10 protein-coding genes are annotated in these 13,837 nt (G+C 70.7%); 5 read left to right on the top strand and 5 right to left on the bottom strand.

What is annotated here, in order from left to right:
* Positions 1-125: 125 nt before the first annotated feature.
* The 3 genes from RAN62_RS27980 (at position 126) to RAN62_RS27970 (ending at position 4,116) form a co-directional block, all read left to right on the top strand.
* A complete protein-coding gene (locus RAN62_RS27980) occupies positions 126-983 on the top strand; it encodes a menaquinone biosynthetic enzyme MqnA/MqnD family protein (protein WP_305787760.1) in 858 nt (285 codons plus the stop codon).
* A gap of 60 nt (positions 984-1,043) precedes the next feature.
* Positions 1,044-2,573, top strand: a complete 1,530-nt coding sequence (locus RAN62_RS27975) for a COG1361 family protein (protein ID WP_305787759.1) — start codon at positions 1,044-1,046, stop codon at positions 2,571-2,573.
* A 76-nt stretch (positions 2,574-2,649) separates the two neighbouring features.
* A complete protein-coding gene (locus RAN62_RS27970) occupies positions 2,650-4,116 on the top strand; it encodes an LPXTG cell wall anchor domain-containing protein (RefSeq protein WP_305787758.1) in 1,467 nt (488 codons plus the stop codon).
* Between the two features lie 8 nt (positions 4,117-4,124).
* Here the strand turns inward: RAN62_RS27970 and RAN62_RS27965 are convergent, their stop codons facing one another.
* The 5 genes from RAN62_RS27965 to RAN62_RS27945 form a co-directional block, all read right to left on the bottom strand.
* On the bottom strand, positions 4,125-5,081 hold the full coding sequence (locus tag RAN62_RS27965; RefSeq protein ID WP_305787757.1) for an aldo/keto reductase: 957 nt from the start codon (positions 5,079-5,081) through the stop codon (positions 4,125-4,127).
* 31 nt (positions 5,082-5,112) lie between these two features.
* Positions 5,113-6,717: a beta-1,3-glucanase family protein gene (locus tag RAN62_RS27960; RefSeq protein ID WP_305787756.1), complete on the bottom strand. Its 1,605-nt coding sequence runs from the start codon at positions 6,715-6,717 to the stop codon at positions 5,113-5,115.
* Positions 6,718-7,309: 592 nt separating this feature from the next.
* Positions 7,310-8,143, bottom strand: coding sequence for an SWIM zinc finger family protein (locus RAN62_RS27955; RefSeq protein ID WP_305787755.1), 834 nt, complete (start codon positions 8,141-8,143; stop codon positions 7,310-7,312).
* Positions 8,144-8,359: 216 nt separating this feature from the next.
* The gene (locus RAN62_RS27950; RefSeq protein WP_305787754.1) at positions 8,360-11,389 is read right to left on the bottom strand and encodes a DEAD/DEAH box helicase; all 3,030 of its coding nucleotides are present in this window, start codon (positions 11,387-11,389) and stop codon (positions 8,360-8,362) included.
* Between the two features lie 55 nt (positions 11,390-11,444).
* Entirely contained in the window at positions 11,445-11,600 is a 156-nt protein-coding gene (locus RAN62_RS27945; RefSeq protein ID WP_305787753.1) for a hypothetical protein, read from the bottom strand.
* 59 nt (positions 11,601-11,659) lie between these two features.
* Between RAN62_RS27945 and RAN62_RS27940 the strand changes: the two genes are divergently transcribed.
* On the top strand, positions 11,660-12,394 hold the full coding sequence (locus tag RAN62_RS27940) for a TetR/AcrR family transcriptional regulator C-terminal domain-containing protein (protein WP_305787752.1): 735 nt from the start codon (positions 11,660-11,662) through the stop codon (positions 12,392-12,394).
* A 46-nt stretch (positions 12,395-12,440) separates the two neighbouring features.
* The gene (gene mqnC, locus RAN62_RS27935) at positions 12,441-13,679 is read left to right on the top strand and encodes a cyclic dehypoxanthinyl futalosine synthase (RefSeq protein ID WP_305787751.1); all 1,239 of its coding nucleotides are present in this window, start codon (positions 12,441-12,443) and stop codon (positions 13,677-13,679) included.
* Positions 13,680-13,837: the final 158 nt, after the last annotated feature.

The raw sequence follows: 13,837 nt of genomic DNA, 5'->3' as shown, positions 1-13,837 counted from the left end.
GTCGCCTGACGTCCGCCGCTCCGATGCTGCGACCGATTTATGCCAGTGGGACGGCTGGGGCCGGACGGACGTGATGTTGCTCCCTCAAAGGCGGCGGAGGCGGGTGGCGGAGATAGCGTCGGAGGATGAGTGACGACGCCCCCGCACAGCGCCCCCGGGTCGGGCACATTCAGTTTCTCAACTGCCTTCCGATCTATTGGGGCCTGATGCGCTCGGGTGCCCTGCTCGACGTCGACCTGCACAAAGACACCCCGGAGAAGCTGAGCGCGGCCCTGGTCGCCGGCGATCTGGACATCGGGCCGATCACGCTTGTCGAATATCTGCGGCACGCCGACGAGCTGCTGCTCCTGCCCAATCTGGCGGTGGGGGCGGCCGACCGGGTGCTGTCGGTGAACATCGTCTCCACCCGTCCGCTCGCCGAGCTCGACGGGCGGCCGGTCGCGCTGGGCTCGACCTCGCGCACCGGCGTGATGCTGGCCCAGATGCTGCTCACCGAGCAGTACAACGCCGAGCCCGAATACTTCCGGTGCCCGCCCGAGCTCGGTCAGATGCTGCTCGAGGCCGACGCCGCCGTGCTGATCGGCGACCCGGCGCTGCGGGCCAACTACGAGGCGCCGAAGCAGGGGCTGACGGTCGTCGACCTGGCCGAGGCGTGGCGCGAGTGGACCGGCCTGCCGATGGTGTTCGCGGTGTGGGCCGTCCGCAAGGACTTCGCCGCGGCGCACCCCGGGCTGGTCAAGGACGTGCACGAGGCGTTCCAGCGCTCGCGTGACCTCTCCCTCCAGGAGCTGGACGCGGTCGCCGAGGCCGGTGCGCGCTGGGAGCCGTTCGACGCGGAGACGCTCGCCACGTATTTCCGGGCGCTCGACTTCTCGCTGGGGGAGCGGCAGATCGCGGGCCTGCGCGAGTTCGCCCGGCGGGCGGCGCTGCGCGGTGAGGTGCCGCCGCTGCCCGAGGACGGCCCGACGTTCGCCGAGGTCTGAAAGTCCGATATAGACAGTCGGGGTCGCCCCGAGATCGTTCCGTCGTTAGGGTGCGCGATTATGCGTCTGCGCACCCTGCTGGGCCGGATCGGTCTGCCCGTCACCCTGGTCGCCCTCGCCACCGCGAGCGCCGGCCTGCCCGCTCACGCCGATCCTGACCCGGCTCCGGAGCTCAACCTCGAGGTGCCCGGCTACGTCTACACCGTCGCCGGCCAGCCCAAGTCCGTCGAGATCGCCGTGGTCAACGGGGGTGGCGCGGCGCTGACCGGGGCCAAGGTGCGATTCGACGCACCGGCCGCCGTGGGTCTCGCTCTGCCGGCCGGCTGCGCCGCGGACGCCTGCCCGGTCGGTGACGTGGCGCCCGGCGGTCGGGCCGCGGTGCGGGTCAGCATCGATCCGACCGACGACCTGGACCGCTTCGGCGAGGAGTTCACCGTCGGCCTGCAGGGCGCGGACGGCAAGTGGATCACGCAGGAGCGCGTGACGGCGGTCCGGGCGCCCGAGGGCGGCGTCGACTTGGAGCTGGCGCCGATCGACGACTTCCGGCTCGCCGCCGGTGCGTCCGCCGATGTGCCGATCGCCCTCACCAACACCGGCACCGAGGCGCCGGCCGGCTTCGGGCTCGTGCTCACCGGCGACCAGTTCCTCGACTTCCCGGTGCTCTACAGCAACTGCTTTGCCGAGGACGAGCTCGGCGGGACGGTGTGCGTCTTCGACGGCCCGGTCCAGCCGGGCGACATGGTCAAGATCTCCGCCGGTACGCCGATGCGCCTGCACGTGGCCGAGGACACGCCCGGCCCCGGTACGTACATCGGGGGCGCCTTCGTCGTCGGGCTCACGGATGACGATCTCCGCGAGGTGCCGGCGACTGCCCGGAAGTCCCGTGGCTCCGCTCTCCGCGCCGAGCCGGTGACGACGAGTGCGGCGCCCGCTCCCGATCCTTCGGAGCTGAACGACTGGGACAACGTACGTACCTTCGCCGTCGCCGTGTCCGCGAACCCGGCGAACCTCGTGGCCGTGGGCGGGACTTTCGACGGGGCGGTGGGTGACGCTCGTACCGTCAAGGTCGGCGCTCGCAACGACGGCCCGGCGGCCGCCCGCGCTGTGGAAGTCGCCGTGACCTTGCCCGCGGGTGTCGAGGTGACGGAGGCCGACGAGCGGTGTGCGCTCGTCACCGGCGGCGCATATGTCTGCCGACCGGCCGGGGTGCTGCGCATGGGCGACGAGGCGCTGTTCTCGTTCACCGGCAAGATCAAGTCGGGTGGCGCGGCCGGAACGGTCGAGATCCTCGCCCAGGATGGAAACCAGGCCGACAACAAGGCCGCGATCGGCGTGAAGGTGGCGCCCGTGACGACCTCGCCGTCGCCGTCGCCCTCCGCCACGACGTCGCCCTCACCGACGTCCTCGCCGACGCCCACCGCGACCGCCACCACCACGACGCCGGCGGGCGGGACCGGCGGGGGCGAGTCGCTGCCGATCACCGGCGCCCCGGTGGCGAAGATCGCAGGAAGCGGCGGGCTGCTCGTCCTGATCGGCGCCGCGATGCTGGTCCTGACGCGCCGCCGGAATCTTGGACCGGACGTGGGGTAGCGCCGATACGGTCCCGTCCCTTACTGTTCGCCGACCTGCCCTTTTGATCATCGACGAATCGTCGGAAACGGTGACCATGCGTCTGCGAACCCTGGTGGGCCGCGTCGGCCTGCCCCTCCTCCTGACCGGCCTGGCGACGGCCGGTGCGGGCCTGCCCGCGTACGCGGACCCCGGCGACGATCTCGGTCCGGAGGTCGAGCTGGCCCTGCCCGAGCAGGTCGTCGCCGTCGACGGCAAGTCGAAGAAGGTCGAGGTGGAGGTCCTCAACTACGGCGAGGACACCGCCAAGAATCTGGTTGTCACCTTCGGCACCGCACCGATTCCGGAGAGCGTCGGATTTGTCCCGCCCGCGGGGTGCGACGCCGACGGGTGCCGGATCGACTCGATCGCGCCGGGCAAGCGGAAGACGCTCACGTTCACGGTCGCCCCCACCGCGGCGCTGCCGACGTTCGGCGTGGGCTTCGACGTGCTGCTCAAGGACGCGGGCAACGAGTGGGCGCAGTACTCGCACGTCACCGTCGTTTCCGTCGACGAGGGCGTGGACCTGGAGCTCGCCCCGATCGACGACTACAAGCTCGACCCGGGCGACACCGCCGACGTGCCGATCGTGTTCTCCAACACGGGCAACAAGGCGCCGGCCGGCTACGGCGTGGTGCTGGTCGGCGATCCCTTCCTCAGCTACCCGATGAAGTACAGCAACTGCTTCTTCGATGACGAGCTGTTCGGCATCGCGTGCGTCTTCGACGAGCCCATCCAGCCCGGCGAGACCGTGACGCTCGCGGACAAGGCGCCGTTCAAGTTCAAGCTCGCGGCCGACACCCCGGGGCCGTCCGAGCTGTTCGCCGGCACCTATTTGGTCGGGCTCACCGAGGAAGACCTCGCCGAGGTGCCGGCCGGTGTCCGCAATGCCCGGAAGGCGTCGGCGCTCGAGGCGCAACCGCTCGACGAGGACGATCTGCCGGAAGACATCAACGACTGGGACAACATCCGGACCTTCACGGTGTCGGTGTCCCGCAACCCGGCTGACGTGGCCGCCATCGGTGGCACCTTCGCCGGGGCGAAGGGCGACAGCCGTACGGTCAAGGTCGGCGTGCGCAACAACGGCCCGGCGGCGACCAGCTCGCTGATGCAGAACGGCCTGCTGCTCGTGGACGTGGAGCTGCCGACCGGGGTCGAGATCACCAAGGCGGACCCCAACTGCTTCAAGGACTCCGACCGCAAGTACTTCTGCCTGCTCATCGACAGCCTGCACAAGGGCGAGAAGGCGGAGTTCTCGTTCACCGGCACGATCAAGTCGGCCGGCGAGGCGGGATCGATCACGGTCGACAACGGCCCCGTGGACCCGAACCGGAGCAATGACACCGCGGCGATCGCCGTCAAGCTGTCGACCGGCGGTGCCGGTGGCGGCGGTGGCGACGAGGGGCTTCCGGTGACGGGTGCTCCGGCCGGGATGGTCGCCGCGGGCGGCGCTGCAATGCTGCTGGCCGGCGGCGCGGCGTTCTACGTGGCGCGCCGCCGGCGCATCGTCACCGTCGTCGACTGACCTCGGTCTCAGGCGTCCAAGATCTGGTCGAGTGCGGCAATGTCCGTGACGTCGAGCTGCCAGGTGCCCGCCGCGGCGTTGGCGTGCACCTGGTCGGCAGTCGTGGCGCCCGCGATGACGCTGGTGACCGCGGGGCGGGCGGCGAGCCCCGCGATCGCCACGTCGAGCAGGGAGTGGCCGCGCTCGGCCCCGAACGCTGTCAGCGCCTCGATCGTGTCCCAGTCGGCGCTGTCGAGCCACGACTTGTAGCGCTCCTGGGCCATCCGCGTGCCCTCGGCGGGTGCCTGTCCGCGCTGGTACTTGCCGCTGAGCAGGCCGCTGTCGAGCGGGAAGAACGGGAGCAGGCCGAGCCCGAACCGCTCGCACGCACCGATGATCTCGGTCTCCACCTCGCGGTGCAGCAGGCTGTAGCGATTCTGCGCACTGATGAAGGGGGTACGCCCGTCGGCGCGCGCGGTCCAGTCGGCGTCCGCGATCTGCCAGCCCGAGAAGTTGGAGTTGCCCAGATAGCGCACCTTGCCCGCGCGGACCAGGTCGTCGAGCGCGGCGAGCGTCTCCTCGATCGGGGTGGTCTCGTCGGGCTGGTGCATCTGGTAGAGGTCGATGTGATCCGTGCCCAGCCGGCGCAGTGACGCCTCCACGGCCCGCACGATGTACCACCGCGAGCCCCGGGCGCCCCGGTCGGCGCCGTTGAGCCCCTCCATGTCCATGCCGAACTTGGTGGCCAGCACCACCTCGTCGCGGTGACCCTTGAGCGCCTGGCCGAGCAGCTCCTCGGAGGCGCCGTGCGGCGTGCCGTAGATGTCGGCGGTGTCGAAGAGGGTGATGCCCGCGTCGAGCGCCGCGCCGACGACCTCCTGCGTGCCCGCCAGGTCGAGCTTGCGGCCGAAGTTGTTGCAGCCGATCCCGACGACGGAGACGACGAGTCCCGAGGTGCCGAGGCGGCGATAGCTCATCTCACTCATGATCCGAGCCTATGCCGCCTCGGTTACCCCATCAGGCCTTGTGCCACTTCTGATTCGTTGTGCCGGCGCAGTCCCACAGCTGCAGTTTCGCGCCGTCGGTGCCGTTCCAGTCCGCGATGTCGACGCACTTGTTGGCCGACACGTTGACCAGGTCGCCGGCGCCCGACAGCGTGAACCGCTGCACCGGGTTGCCGTTGCAGGTGACCAGCTGGATGGGCGTGCCGTTGGTCAGCGCGCCGCCGGCCGGGTCCATGCACATGCCGACCGCACGCACCGTGCCGTCGCTCTGGAAGGCCCACTTCTGCGCGTTGCTGTTGTTGCAGGTCCACATCTGGAGCCGGGCGCCGTCGACGGCACTGCCGTTCGGGACGTCGATGCACTTGCTGTTCCAGTCGCTGACCAGGGCGTTGCCGCTGCTGCTGGGCGGCGGGGTGGTGCCGCCCCCGCCGGTGAACGGCGACAGGATCAGGCCGGCCGAGCGCGGGTCACCGTCGTGCACCAGCGACTCGAAGTTGGCCACGTCGTCGAAGGCGAACGCGTACGCCTTACCGTCCGCCATGTTCTGGTGGATGATCTTCGCGTACTGGTTGGTCGGGCTGTTCTGGTAGAACTGCGCGGCGTTGGTGCTGGGCTGGGTGTCGATCGTGCCCAGCGTGCCCCGGTTGAGGGCGGCGCACAGGGTCCGGGAGATCGGCCCGACGACCTGGTCGTTCGGGGCCGGCAGATCACCGTCGCAGCCCCAGACGGACGCCGACGACGGCTTGTTGAACGACGCGACCTGCTGGCCGGCCGAATTGGTGAAACGCATGACATTGCCGGACGTACGCCCGAAGTACTTCGTGTTCGGCTGATCGCCGAACGGCACGACGGTCAAAGTCTTGCTCGTGTACGCGTTCCACGCCGACGTGATGTACGAGTCCAGGTAGGTCGAGCTGAGCAGGCCCGCACCGGCCGCCTTGCCCGGCGCCAGCGCGCGCAGGACCGTGCCGTCCGAGCGGGTCACGACCGTGTTGGCCCAGCCCGCCTGCGCCTTGATCCCGTTGATCACGTTGGTGCGCCCGTTGGCGACGGGGTCGCCGGTCCGCGTCGTGACACCGTTCGACCCGGTGACGGTCACCGCGTGCGGCACGGCGAACATGTCGACCTGCGAGCTGTTGAGCCAGAGCCCGGAGTCGTTGTAGGTGAACTCGCTCCAGTCGAACAGGATGTTGTAATTGGCGTCGCCGCTCGCCCACGGGGCCGGCTGCACGAGCCCATCCGGCGTGAGGAAGAACTTGAGCTTCTCGCCCAGGGAGAAATAGACCCGGCCGGAGAAGCCGCGCGGGAACTGGATCGTCGACGAGCCCCCGTTGCCCGGGCCGCCGATCGCCACGTCCGGGGCCGGCGAGGGCGGGATCGAGCCCGCGGGCCAGGGCGTGAAGGTGCCGCCCTGGTTCACGTAGCCGAGGCGGCCGGTGTTGAGGTTGATGCCGATCACGTAGAGGTAGACGGCCTCGCCGCGTCCGGTGGTGTTCGAGACGGTCACCGGAAGGAGGGCGGGGCCGATCGCCTCGGCGGGTGAGGTGACGGCGAAGGAGAGAGGGACGGTCACCGCCAGGGCGGCGAGGGCATGCACCAACTTTCGTCGGAAACGCACGGCGACTCCTCATGGGGATGGTTCCGCCCGCAGCCGGGGCCACGACACGGAGACGACGCGCCCGCCGCGGCTAGGGGGTGGCGGAGAGCGCTCTCACAGCATCGAAGCGTGAACAGCCGGTGTCAATAGATAACAACCTATGCAGTTGCGGTACGCGGACGAATCGCCTCATCTCGGCAGCCCTGGCCGGGCCCGTCGCCGCGCCCCGCCTCGGCCATCCCGTCGAAGCGACCGCCTCCCGCTGCGCCCGTTTCCCAGATGACCGCTTCGCGGTGCGCGCTGGGCTTCGAGGTGACCGTCTCCCGCGGGGGCCCGGCTCCGACGCCGGCCGCTCCGCGCTGCGAGCCGGGTTTCGGGGCGACCTCCTCTCGCGCGGCGCTCGGCCCCGATACCGACCGTCTCACGCTGCGCGTCGGACCTCGACGCGCCGGGCGACGAAGCGTCAGGCCGGCCTGCTGTTGGCGGCGAGGTGTCATGCCGGCCCGTTATCGGCGGCGAGGTGTCAGGCCGGCCCGTTGTTGGCGGCGAGGCGTTAGGCCGGCCTGCTGTTGGCGGCGAGGCGTCAGGCTGGCCCGGCGTCGGCGGCGAGGTGTCAGGCCGGCCCGTTGTCGGCGGCGAGGTCTCTGTAGGCCGGCCGGAGAATGTCGACGAGCGGAATGTGCCGCACCCGGACGTCTGGGGCATCCAGCACGCGCAGCAGCAGCTCGGGCGGCACGGTCGTGCGGGGCGACCGCTCGCGGAGCCTGCTCAGCGAGATCGCCGGCGCGTAGAAGTCGGCGAGCCGGTCCTCCAGCGCGACCTCCTCGAATGCCAGCGGGTCGGGCGTCTCCACCTCGTCGGGCAGTCCGCGAAGCTCCGACAGCACCGACTCGCGGTCACGCCCCCGCCACGCCAGCACCAGGAACGGATCCTGGTCGAAGGCCTCGGCGAGCACGTAGAGCACTGCGGAGGCGTGCTTGCACGGCACTCCCCAGTCGGGACACGAGCACCTGATGTCCAAGGTGGATGGAAAGAGCGGCAGCCCGAGCCCGTCGAACACCTCCACGATCTCGTGCGGCATCTCCCCGGCGAGCAGCGCGGCCCGAAAGAGCGCCTGGGACGCGAGCTCCGACAATACGAGCGTCCATTGTGCCTCATCGAAGGCCGGCAGGCGCAACGTCACCTGGTAGGGATCCGGCCGTGAACCCTGCACCCGGCCGACCACCTGACCCGGCGACAGCTCGAAGTCGATGACCTGGCCCTTGCGCGCATAGGTCCGCCCGCGCGCCAGCCGCCCCGGCTGACAGATCTGCTCCAGCAGGTCCACGAAGCGCCGCGACCACCACTGCTCACCGATCTTGCCGCGCTGCGCTCGCACCGCGATGCCGCCGTCCACGCGGATCGGCCCCTCCGACGTGAACCAGCGTCCCTCCGGGTCGACGGGCATGTCAGCATCCCTCCGAGCAAGATCTCGGGCGCAGCTCAGGGCAAGATTGTGGGCGGAATTCCGGATGGGCAAGGATGGCAGCGCGCATCTCAGCACACCGCCGTGGCGTCGAGGGCGAACCAGTCGCGCACGTCAGCGCGCCGCCGTCGTGTCGAGGGCGAAAAGGCACGCATGTCAGCGCGCCGCCATGGTGTCGAGAGCGAAGAGTTGCGCACGTCAGCGCACCGCCGCGGTGTCGAGGGCGAACAAGTCGCGCAGCTGGTCCGTGGTGAGGTCGGAGACCCAGTCCTCGCCAGTGCCGACCACTGTGGACGCCAGCGCCTTTTTGCGCTCGATCATTGCGTCGATTTTCTCCTCCAGCGTGCCGCTGCAGATGAACTTGCGGACCTGCACGTTGCGTGACTGTCCAATGCGGAAGGCGCGGTCGGTTGCCTGGTCTTCCACGGCGGGGTTCCACCAGCGGTCCACGTGGATGACGTGGTTGGCCGCGGTCAGATTCAAGCCGGTGCCCGCCGCCTTGAGAGACAGCAGGAACAGCATCGGCTCGGAGTCGTGCTGGAAGCGCTCGACCAGCTCGTCGCGCTTGCTCTTCGACAGTCCACCGTGGAGCCAGAGCACCGGGCGGTCGAGATGCGCGGCGAGATAGGGCTGCAGCATCGTGCCGAACTCCGAGTATTGCGTGAAGACGAGCGCCTTGTCGCCCTCCGTGACGATCTCCTCGGCCAGCTCCTCGAGCCGGGCCAGCTTGCCCGATCGCCCCGGGAGGCGGGACCCGTCCTTGAGCAGGTGGGCGGGGTGGTTGCACACCTGCTTGAGCTTGGTCATCGCGGCGATCACGTTGCCCCGGCGCTGAATGCCCTCGGAGCCCTCGATCACGGACATCATGTCCTCGACGACGGCTTGGTACAAAGTGGCCTGTTCCGCCGTGAGTGAGCACCAGACCTTCATCTCGTTCTTCTCCGGAAGGTCCGAGATGATCGACTTGTCAGTTTTGAGGCGCCGCAACACGAACGGTCCGGTGGCTCGTTTCAGGGCGGCCGTGGCGTCCGCGTCGCCGCGCACCTCGATCGGCTCCTGGAACCTCTTGCGGAACCGCTTGGCCGGCCCGAGCAACCCCGGATTGGCAAACTCCATGATGGACCACAGCTCGGCGAGGTGGTTCTCGACGGGTGTGCCGGTCAGGGCCAGCCTCGTGCGAGCCGGGATGGCCCGCACCGCCTGCGCCTGCCGGGTGCCGCTGTTCTTGATGGCCTGGGCCTCGTCACAGACCACGCGTCCCCATGGGACCCCGCGGATGGCGCCGAGGTCGCGGAGTGCCGTGCCGTAGGTGGTGACGACCACATCGGACTCGGCCACGGCTCGCGTGAACTCGTCGTCGCGCTTGCGCGAGCCGCCGTGATGCACGTGCACCCGCAACTCCGGCGCGAAGCGGGCGGCCTCCTTCTGCCAGTTGCTCACCAAAGACATAGGACAGATGAGCAGAGTCGGCGCCGGCCGCGCCCCACCGGAGCGCTCGGTGAGCAGTAGCGACAGGGTCTGGGCGGTCTTGCCGAGGCCCATGTCGTCGGCCAGGATGCCGCCCAGCCCCAGCTCGGCCAGGAAGTGCAGCCACGACAGCCCGCGCTCCTGGTAGGGCCGGAGCACGCCGCGGAAGCCCGTCGGGGTGCTCAGCGGGGTCAGCCGCTCGGCCGCCTCGCCCGACAGGAGATCGCCGAGCCGGCCGTCGGCGTCGACCTCGACCAGCGGCAGGTCCTCCTCGCCGCCGTCGATGACCTGCTGGAGCACCTCACCCGCGGTCAGCTCGCCGGTGCGGCGCCGCCCGACCGCCTTGAGGGCGGCCTTGAGCTGCCGGTCGTCGAGCTCGACCCACTGGCCGCGGACGCGCACCAGCGGCACCTTGAGCCGGGCCAGCTCGGCCAGCTCCTCGGCCGTCACGGTGCCCTCGCCGATCACGAGGTCGATGCGGAAGTCGACCAGCTGCTCCAGCCCGAATCCCGAGTCGGCCGCGGCCTTGCCCGACGGCGTCGTGCCCTTGGCGCGGGTGGTGAGCTTGAGGCCGACCGCCTTGCGGCCCGCCCACGCGGGCAATTGCACGCCGAAGCCCGCCGCCTGCAACAAAGGCGCCGCCTGGCTCAGGAAGCCGTGCGCCTCCGCGGTGCTGAGGGTCATGCCGGCCGGGCGGGCCTCGAGCAACGCCTCATGAAGGGCCGGGAAGAGCCGGACCGCGCGGCCCAGCCCCGCCAGCAGCAACTCGTCGGGCCGGCCGGCGAGCCCGGGAAGTCGCCGCCCCTCCCACAGCTGGTCGGCGGGCAGGTAGAGGCTGGGGTCGTCGGCGGACCGCAGCGCGAAGTCGAGCCGCCACTCGTCCTCGCCGGGCTCGGGCTCCACCAGCCGGAAGCTGAGCCGGACGGGACCGTCGCTGTCGTGCGCGGCGCGCAGCCAGGCGGTGAGCGGCTTCGCGAGCTCGGTCACCTCGGACTCGCGGGCCCCGGGCAGCGTGGGGTCGGTCGCGGTGAGGGCGGAGATCCAGCGGTCGGCCAGGGCTCCCTTGACGCCGGGCCGGATGCCGAGCAGCAGCCGCTCGGGCATCAGGGAGCGGGCTGCCGCGTCGACGAGCACCTCGAGCGCGCCCTGGACGACGGCTCGGGCCGGCACGTGACCGGAGGCTCGGCAGACCGGCGGCACGGCCGATCCGAAGTCGCGGAACGTCACGGCGTCGGGCCCGGTGAGCACCGGTCGCCAGCGCGCGGCCGGCACCTCGGCCTCGGTCACCAGCTGCGGGAGCATGCGACCCCGGCGGGCGAGATCGCAGGCCCAGCCGGCGACCAGCGAGAGGAAGCGGGTGGAGGCCGCGGCCGACCACGAACCCTCGGGGGCCGCCAGGGCGCTCAGGGCATTGAGCGCGTCGTCGCCGGCCACGGTCAGCGCCGGCACCTCCCACGCGGTGAGCCGCAGACCGCGCGGGGAGCCGTCGCTGCCGGTCTCGGGCGACGGCACGGGACCTTGGGCGCTGCTCGGCAGGTCGAGGGTCAGCTCGACCGGCTGGGCCTCCGCGAGCGCCGCGCGGAGGTCGTCGGACGCCCCGGCGAGGACCGCGGCGAGCTCGTCGGCCGGAGCCGCGAACGGGTGGGGCCGCGAGCGGGCCCGCGAGGTGGTGGTCAGGGGACGGGCGGGATCCTCCGCCCAGAGAGCGAGCCGGCCCGGCACGGACTCACCGGCGATCCACACGCCATGCACGACGAGCACTGCGACTCCGATTCCGATCGACCCATCGAGACTAACGACCTGGCAGGGGAGCGGCTCATGGCGACACCCAGGAGGCCAGCTCGTATCGGACGCCGTTGGGGTCGGTGACCTTGAACAGCCGGTCGGTGTCACCGAGATGCCGGGCGAGAAACTTGCTCGACGCCGGGACGTCGGCGACGGTGAGGGATACGGCGGACGAGGTGATCTGCACGGTGCCTCCCGGGTTAGTTGGACGGTGTACACAATACGCCGTACAGGAAAGGATGGCCAATGGCGCGCCCGACCATCGACCTGCTGTGGCACAGACCGCCTCCGAGCAGGCGGGGACGCAAGCCGGGCCTGACTGTCGGCCAGGTGGTCAGCACGGCGATCGCGCTGGCCGACGCCGAGGGCCTCGACGCGGTCAGCATGCGCCGGATGGCCCAGGAGCTGGGCGTCGTGCCGATGACGCTCTACACGTACGTGCCGGACAAGGCGGCCCTGCTTGACCTCATGCTCGACGCGCTCTACCTGGAGATGAGCAGGTCGGAGCCCGCGGGAACCGAGTGGCGCGACCGGGCCCGGGCGGTGGCGCACGACAATCGTGTGCTCTACGACACGCATCCGTGGGCCGCCGAGTTGTCGTCCTCCCGGCCGCCGCTCGGCCCCGGGCTCATGGCGAAGTACGAGCACGAGCTCGCCGCCTTCGCCGGCACCGGCCTGCCCGACACCGAGGTGGATCACGCGCTGACGTTCCTGCTCGGCTTCGTACAGCACTCCTCGCGGGCGCGTGCGCAGGCGAGGGCGGCCGCCGCGGAGGAATCCGACGAGCAGTGGTGGGCGGAGCGCGGCCCGTTGCTCGACGAGGTCCTCGATCGGGAGCGCTATCCCCTGGCCGTGCGGATCGGCGCCGCGGCGGGAGCTGAGCTGGGTGCCGCCTATGACCCCGATCACGCGTACGCCTTCGGCCTCGAGCGCGTCCTCGACGGGCTCGGCGCTCTGATCGGGGCCGGGCGGCGTCAGTGACCCGCGCCGCTGCCCGGCCGGCCCGTTCGGACGTACGCTTCTGGGCGTGACGGTGAACGCGGAGATCGACGACATCCTGGCCCGCGCGTCCGACGGCGGGCGCATCACGCCGGAGGAGGCGCTGCTGCTCTACACCGACGCGCCCTTCCACCCGCTGGGCGAGGCGGCCGACACGGTGCGGCGCCGGCGGCACCCCGAGGGCATCGTCTCCTACATCATCGAGCGCAACATCAACTACACGAACGTGTGCGTCACGGCGTGCAAGTTCTGTGCCTTCTTCCGCGCCCCGAAGCACAAGGAGACCTGGTCGCATCCGATGGAGGAGATCCTCCGTCGGTGCGCCGAGGCCGTCGACCTGGGCGCCACGCAGGTCATGCTGCAGGGCGGGCACCACCCCGACTACGGCATCGAGTACTACGAGAACCTCTTCTCGTCGGTCAAGACGGCCTTCCCGCAGCTGACCATCCACTCGATCGGGCCCAGCGAGGTCCTGCACATGGCCAAGGTCTCGGGCACCTCGATCGAGGAGGCGCTTCTGCGGATCAAGGCGGCGGGGCTCGACTCGCTCGCGGGCGCCGGCGCCGAGATGCTGCCCGCGCGGCCGCGCAAGGCGATCGCCCCGCTCAAGGAGTCGGGCGAGCGCTGGGTCGAGGTCATGTCCGTCGCCCACCGCAACGGCCTGAGCAGCACCGCGACCATGATGATGGGCACCGGCGAGACCGCCGCCGAGCGCATCGAGCACCTCCGGATGATCCGCGACTGCCAGGACCTCGCCGTGGCCAACGGCTATGTCGACTCGCCGGTCGAGGCGGGCGACGGCAAGGGCGGCTTCCGGGCGTTCATCCCGTGGACCTACCAGCCGGAGAACAACCACCTCAAGGGCCGCACCCAGGCCACGACCATGGAATACCTGCGGCTCTTCGCGGTGTCCCGGCTCTTCTTCGACAACATCTCCCACCTGCAGCCCTCGTGGCTGACCACGGGCAAGGACGTCGGCCAGCTCGCCCTGCACATCGGCGGCGACGACCTCGGCTCGATCATGCTCGAGGAAAACGTCATCTCCTCCGCGGGCGCGCGGCACCGCTCCAACCTGCATCAGCTGATCGAGATGATCCGCACCGCCGACCGCATCCCGGCGCAGCGCGACACTGTTTACCGGCACCTGGCCGTGCACTGGACCCCGGCCGACGACCCGACCGACGACCGGGTGCGCTCGCACTTCTCCTCGATCGCGATGCCGCCCGGCGGCACCCGCACCTCCCTTCCGCTGGTCGAGGCCAGCTGACCTGGCGACCACGCGAGGGAGGGCTCAGCTGCGCGCGACGGCGGCAGTGCGGCGCTCGGCACGCTGATGCGGTTCGACGGGGGAAGGGCGAGGCGCGTGGGCCAGTGGCGCCGCGCCAAAGAGCAGAGCGCGCGGGTCGAGGAGTAAGGCGCGCGGTC

This window comes from Symbioplanes lichenis (genome assembly GCF_030709675.1).
In the GTDB taxonomy this organism is placed as follows: Bacteria; Actinomycetota; Actinomycetes; order Mycobacteriales; family Micromonosporaceae; genus Actinoplanes; species Actinoplanes lichenis.
The sequence above is the reverse complement of the archived record's forward strand: the minus strand, read 5'-3'. Positions and strand labels throughout refer to the sequence as shown.

Excerpts from the sequence above, each read along its gene's own strand:
- RAN62_RS27980 (WP_305787760.1), top strand. The coding sequence starts at position 126 with ATGAGTGACGACGCCCCCGCACAGCGCCCCCGGGTCGGGCACATTCAG.
- RAN62_RS27975 (WP_305787759.1), top strand. The coding sequence starts at position 1,044 with ATGCGTCTGCGCACCCTGCTGGGCCGGATCGGTCTGCCCGTCACCCTG.
- RAN62_RS27970 (WP_305787758.1), top strand. The coding sequence starts at position 2,650 with ATGCGTCTGCGAACCCTGGTGGGCCGCGTCGGCCTGCCCCTCCTCCTG.
- RAN62_RS27965 (WP_305787757.1), bottom strand. The coding sequence starts at position 5,081 with ATGAGTGAGATGAGCTATCGCCGCCTCGGCACCTCGGGACTCGTCGTC.
- RAN62_RS27955 (WP_305787755.1), bottom strand. The coding sequence starts at position 8,143 with ATGCCCGTCGACCCGGAGGGACGCTGGTTCACGTCGGAGGGGCCGATC.
- RAN62_RS27940 (WP_305787752.1), top strand. The coding sequence starts at position 11,660 with ATGGCGCGCCCGACCATCGACCTGCTGTGGCACAGACCGCCTCCGAGC.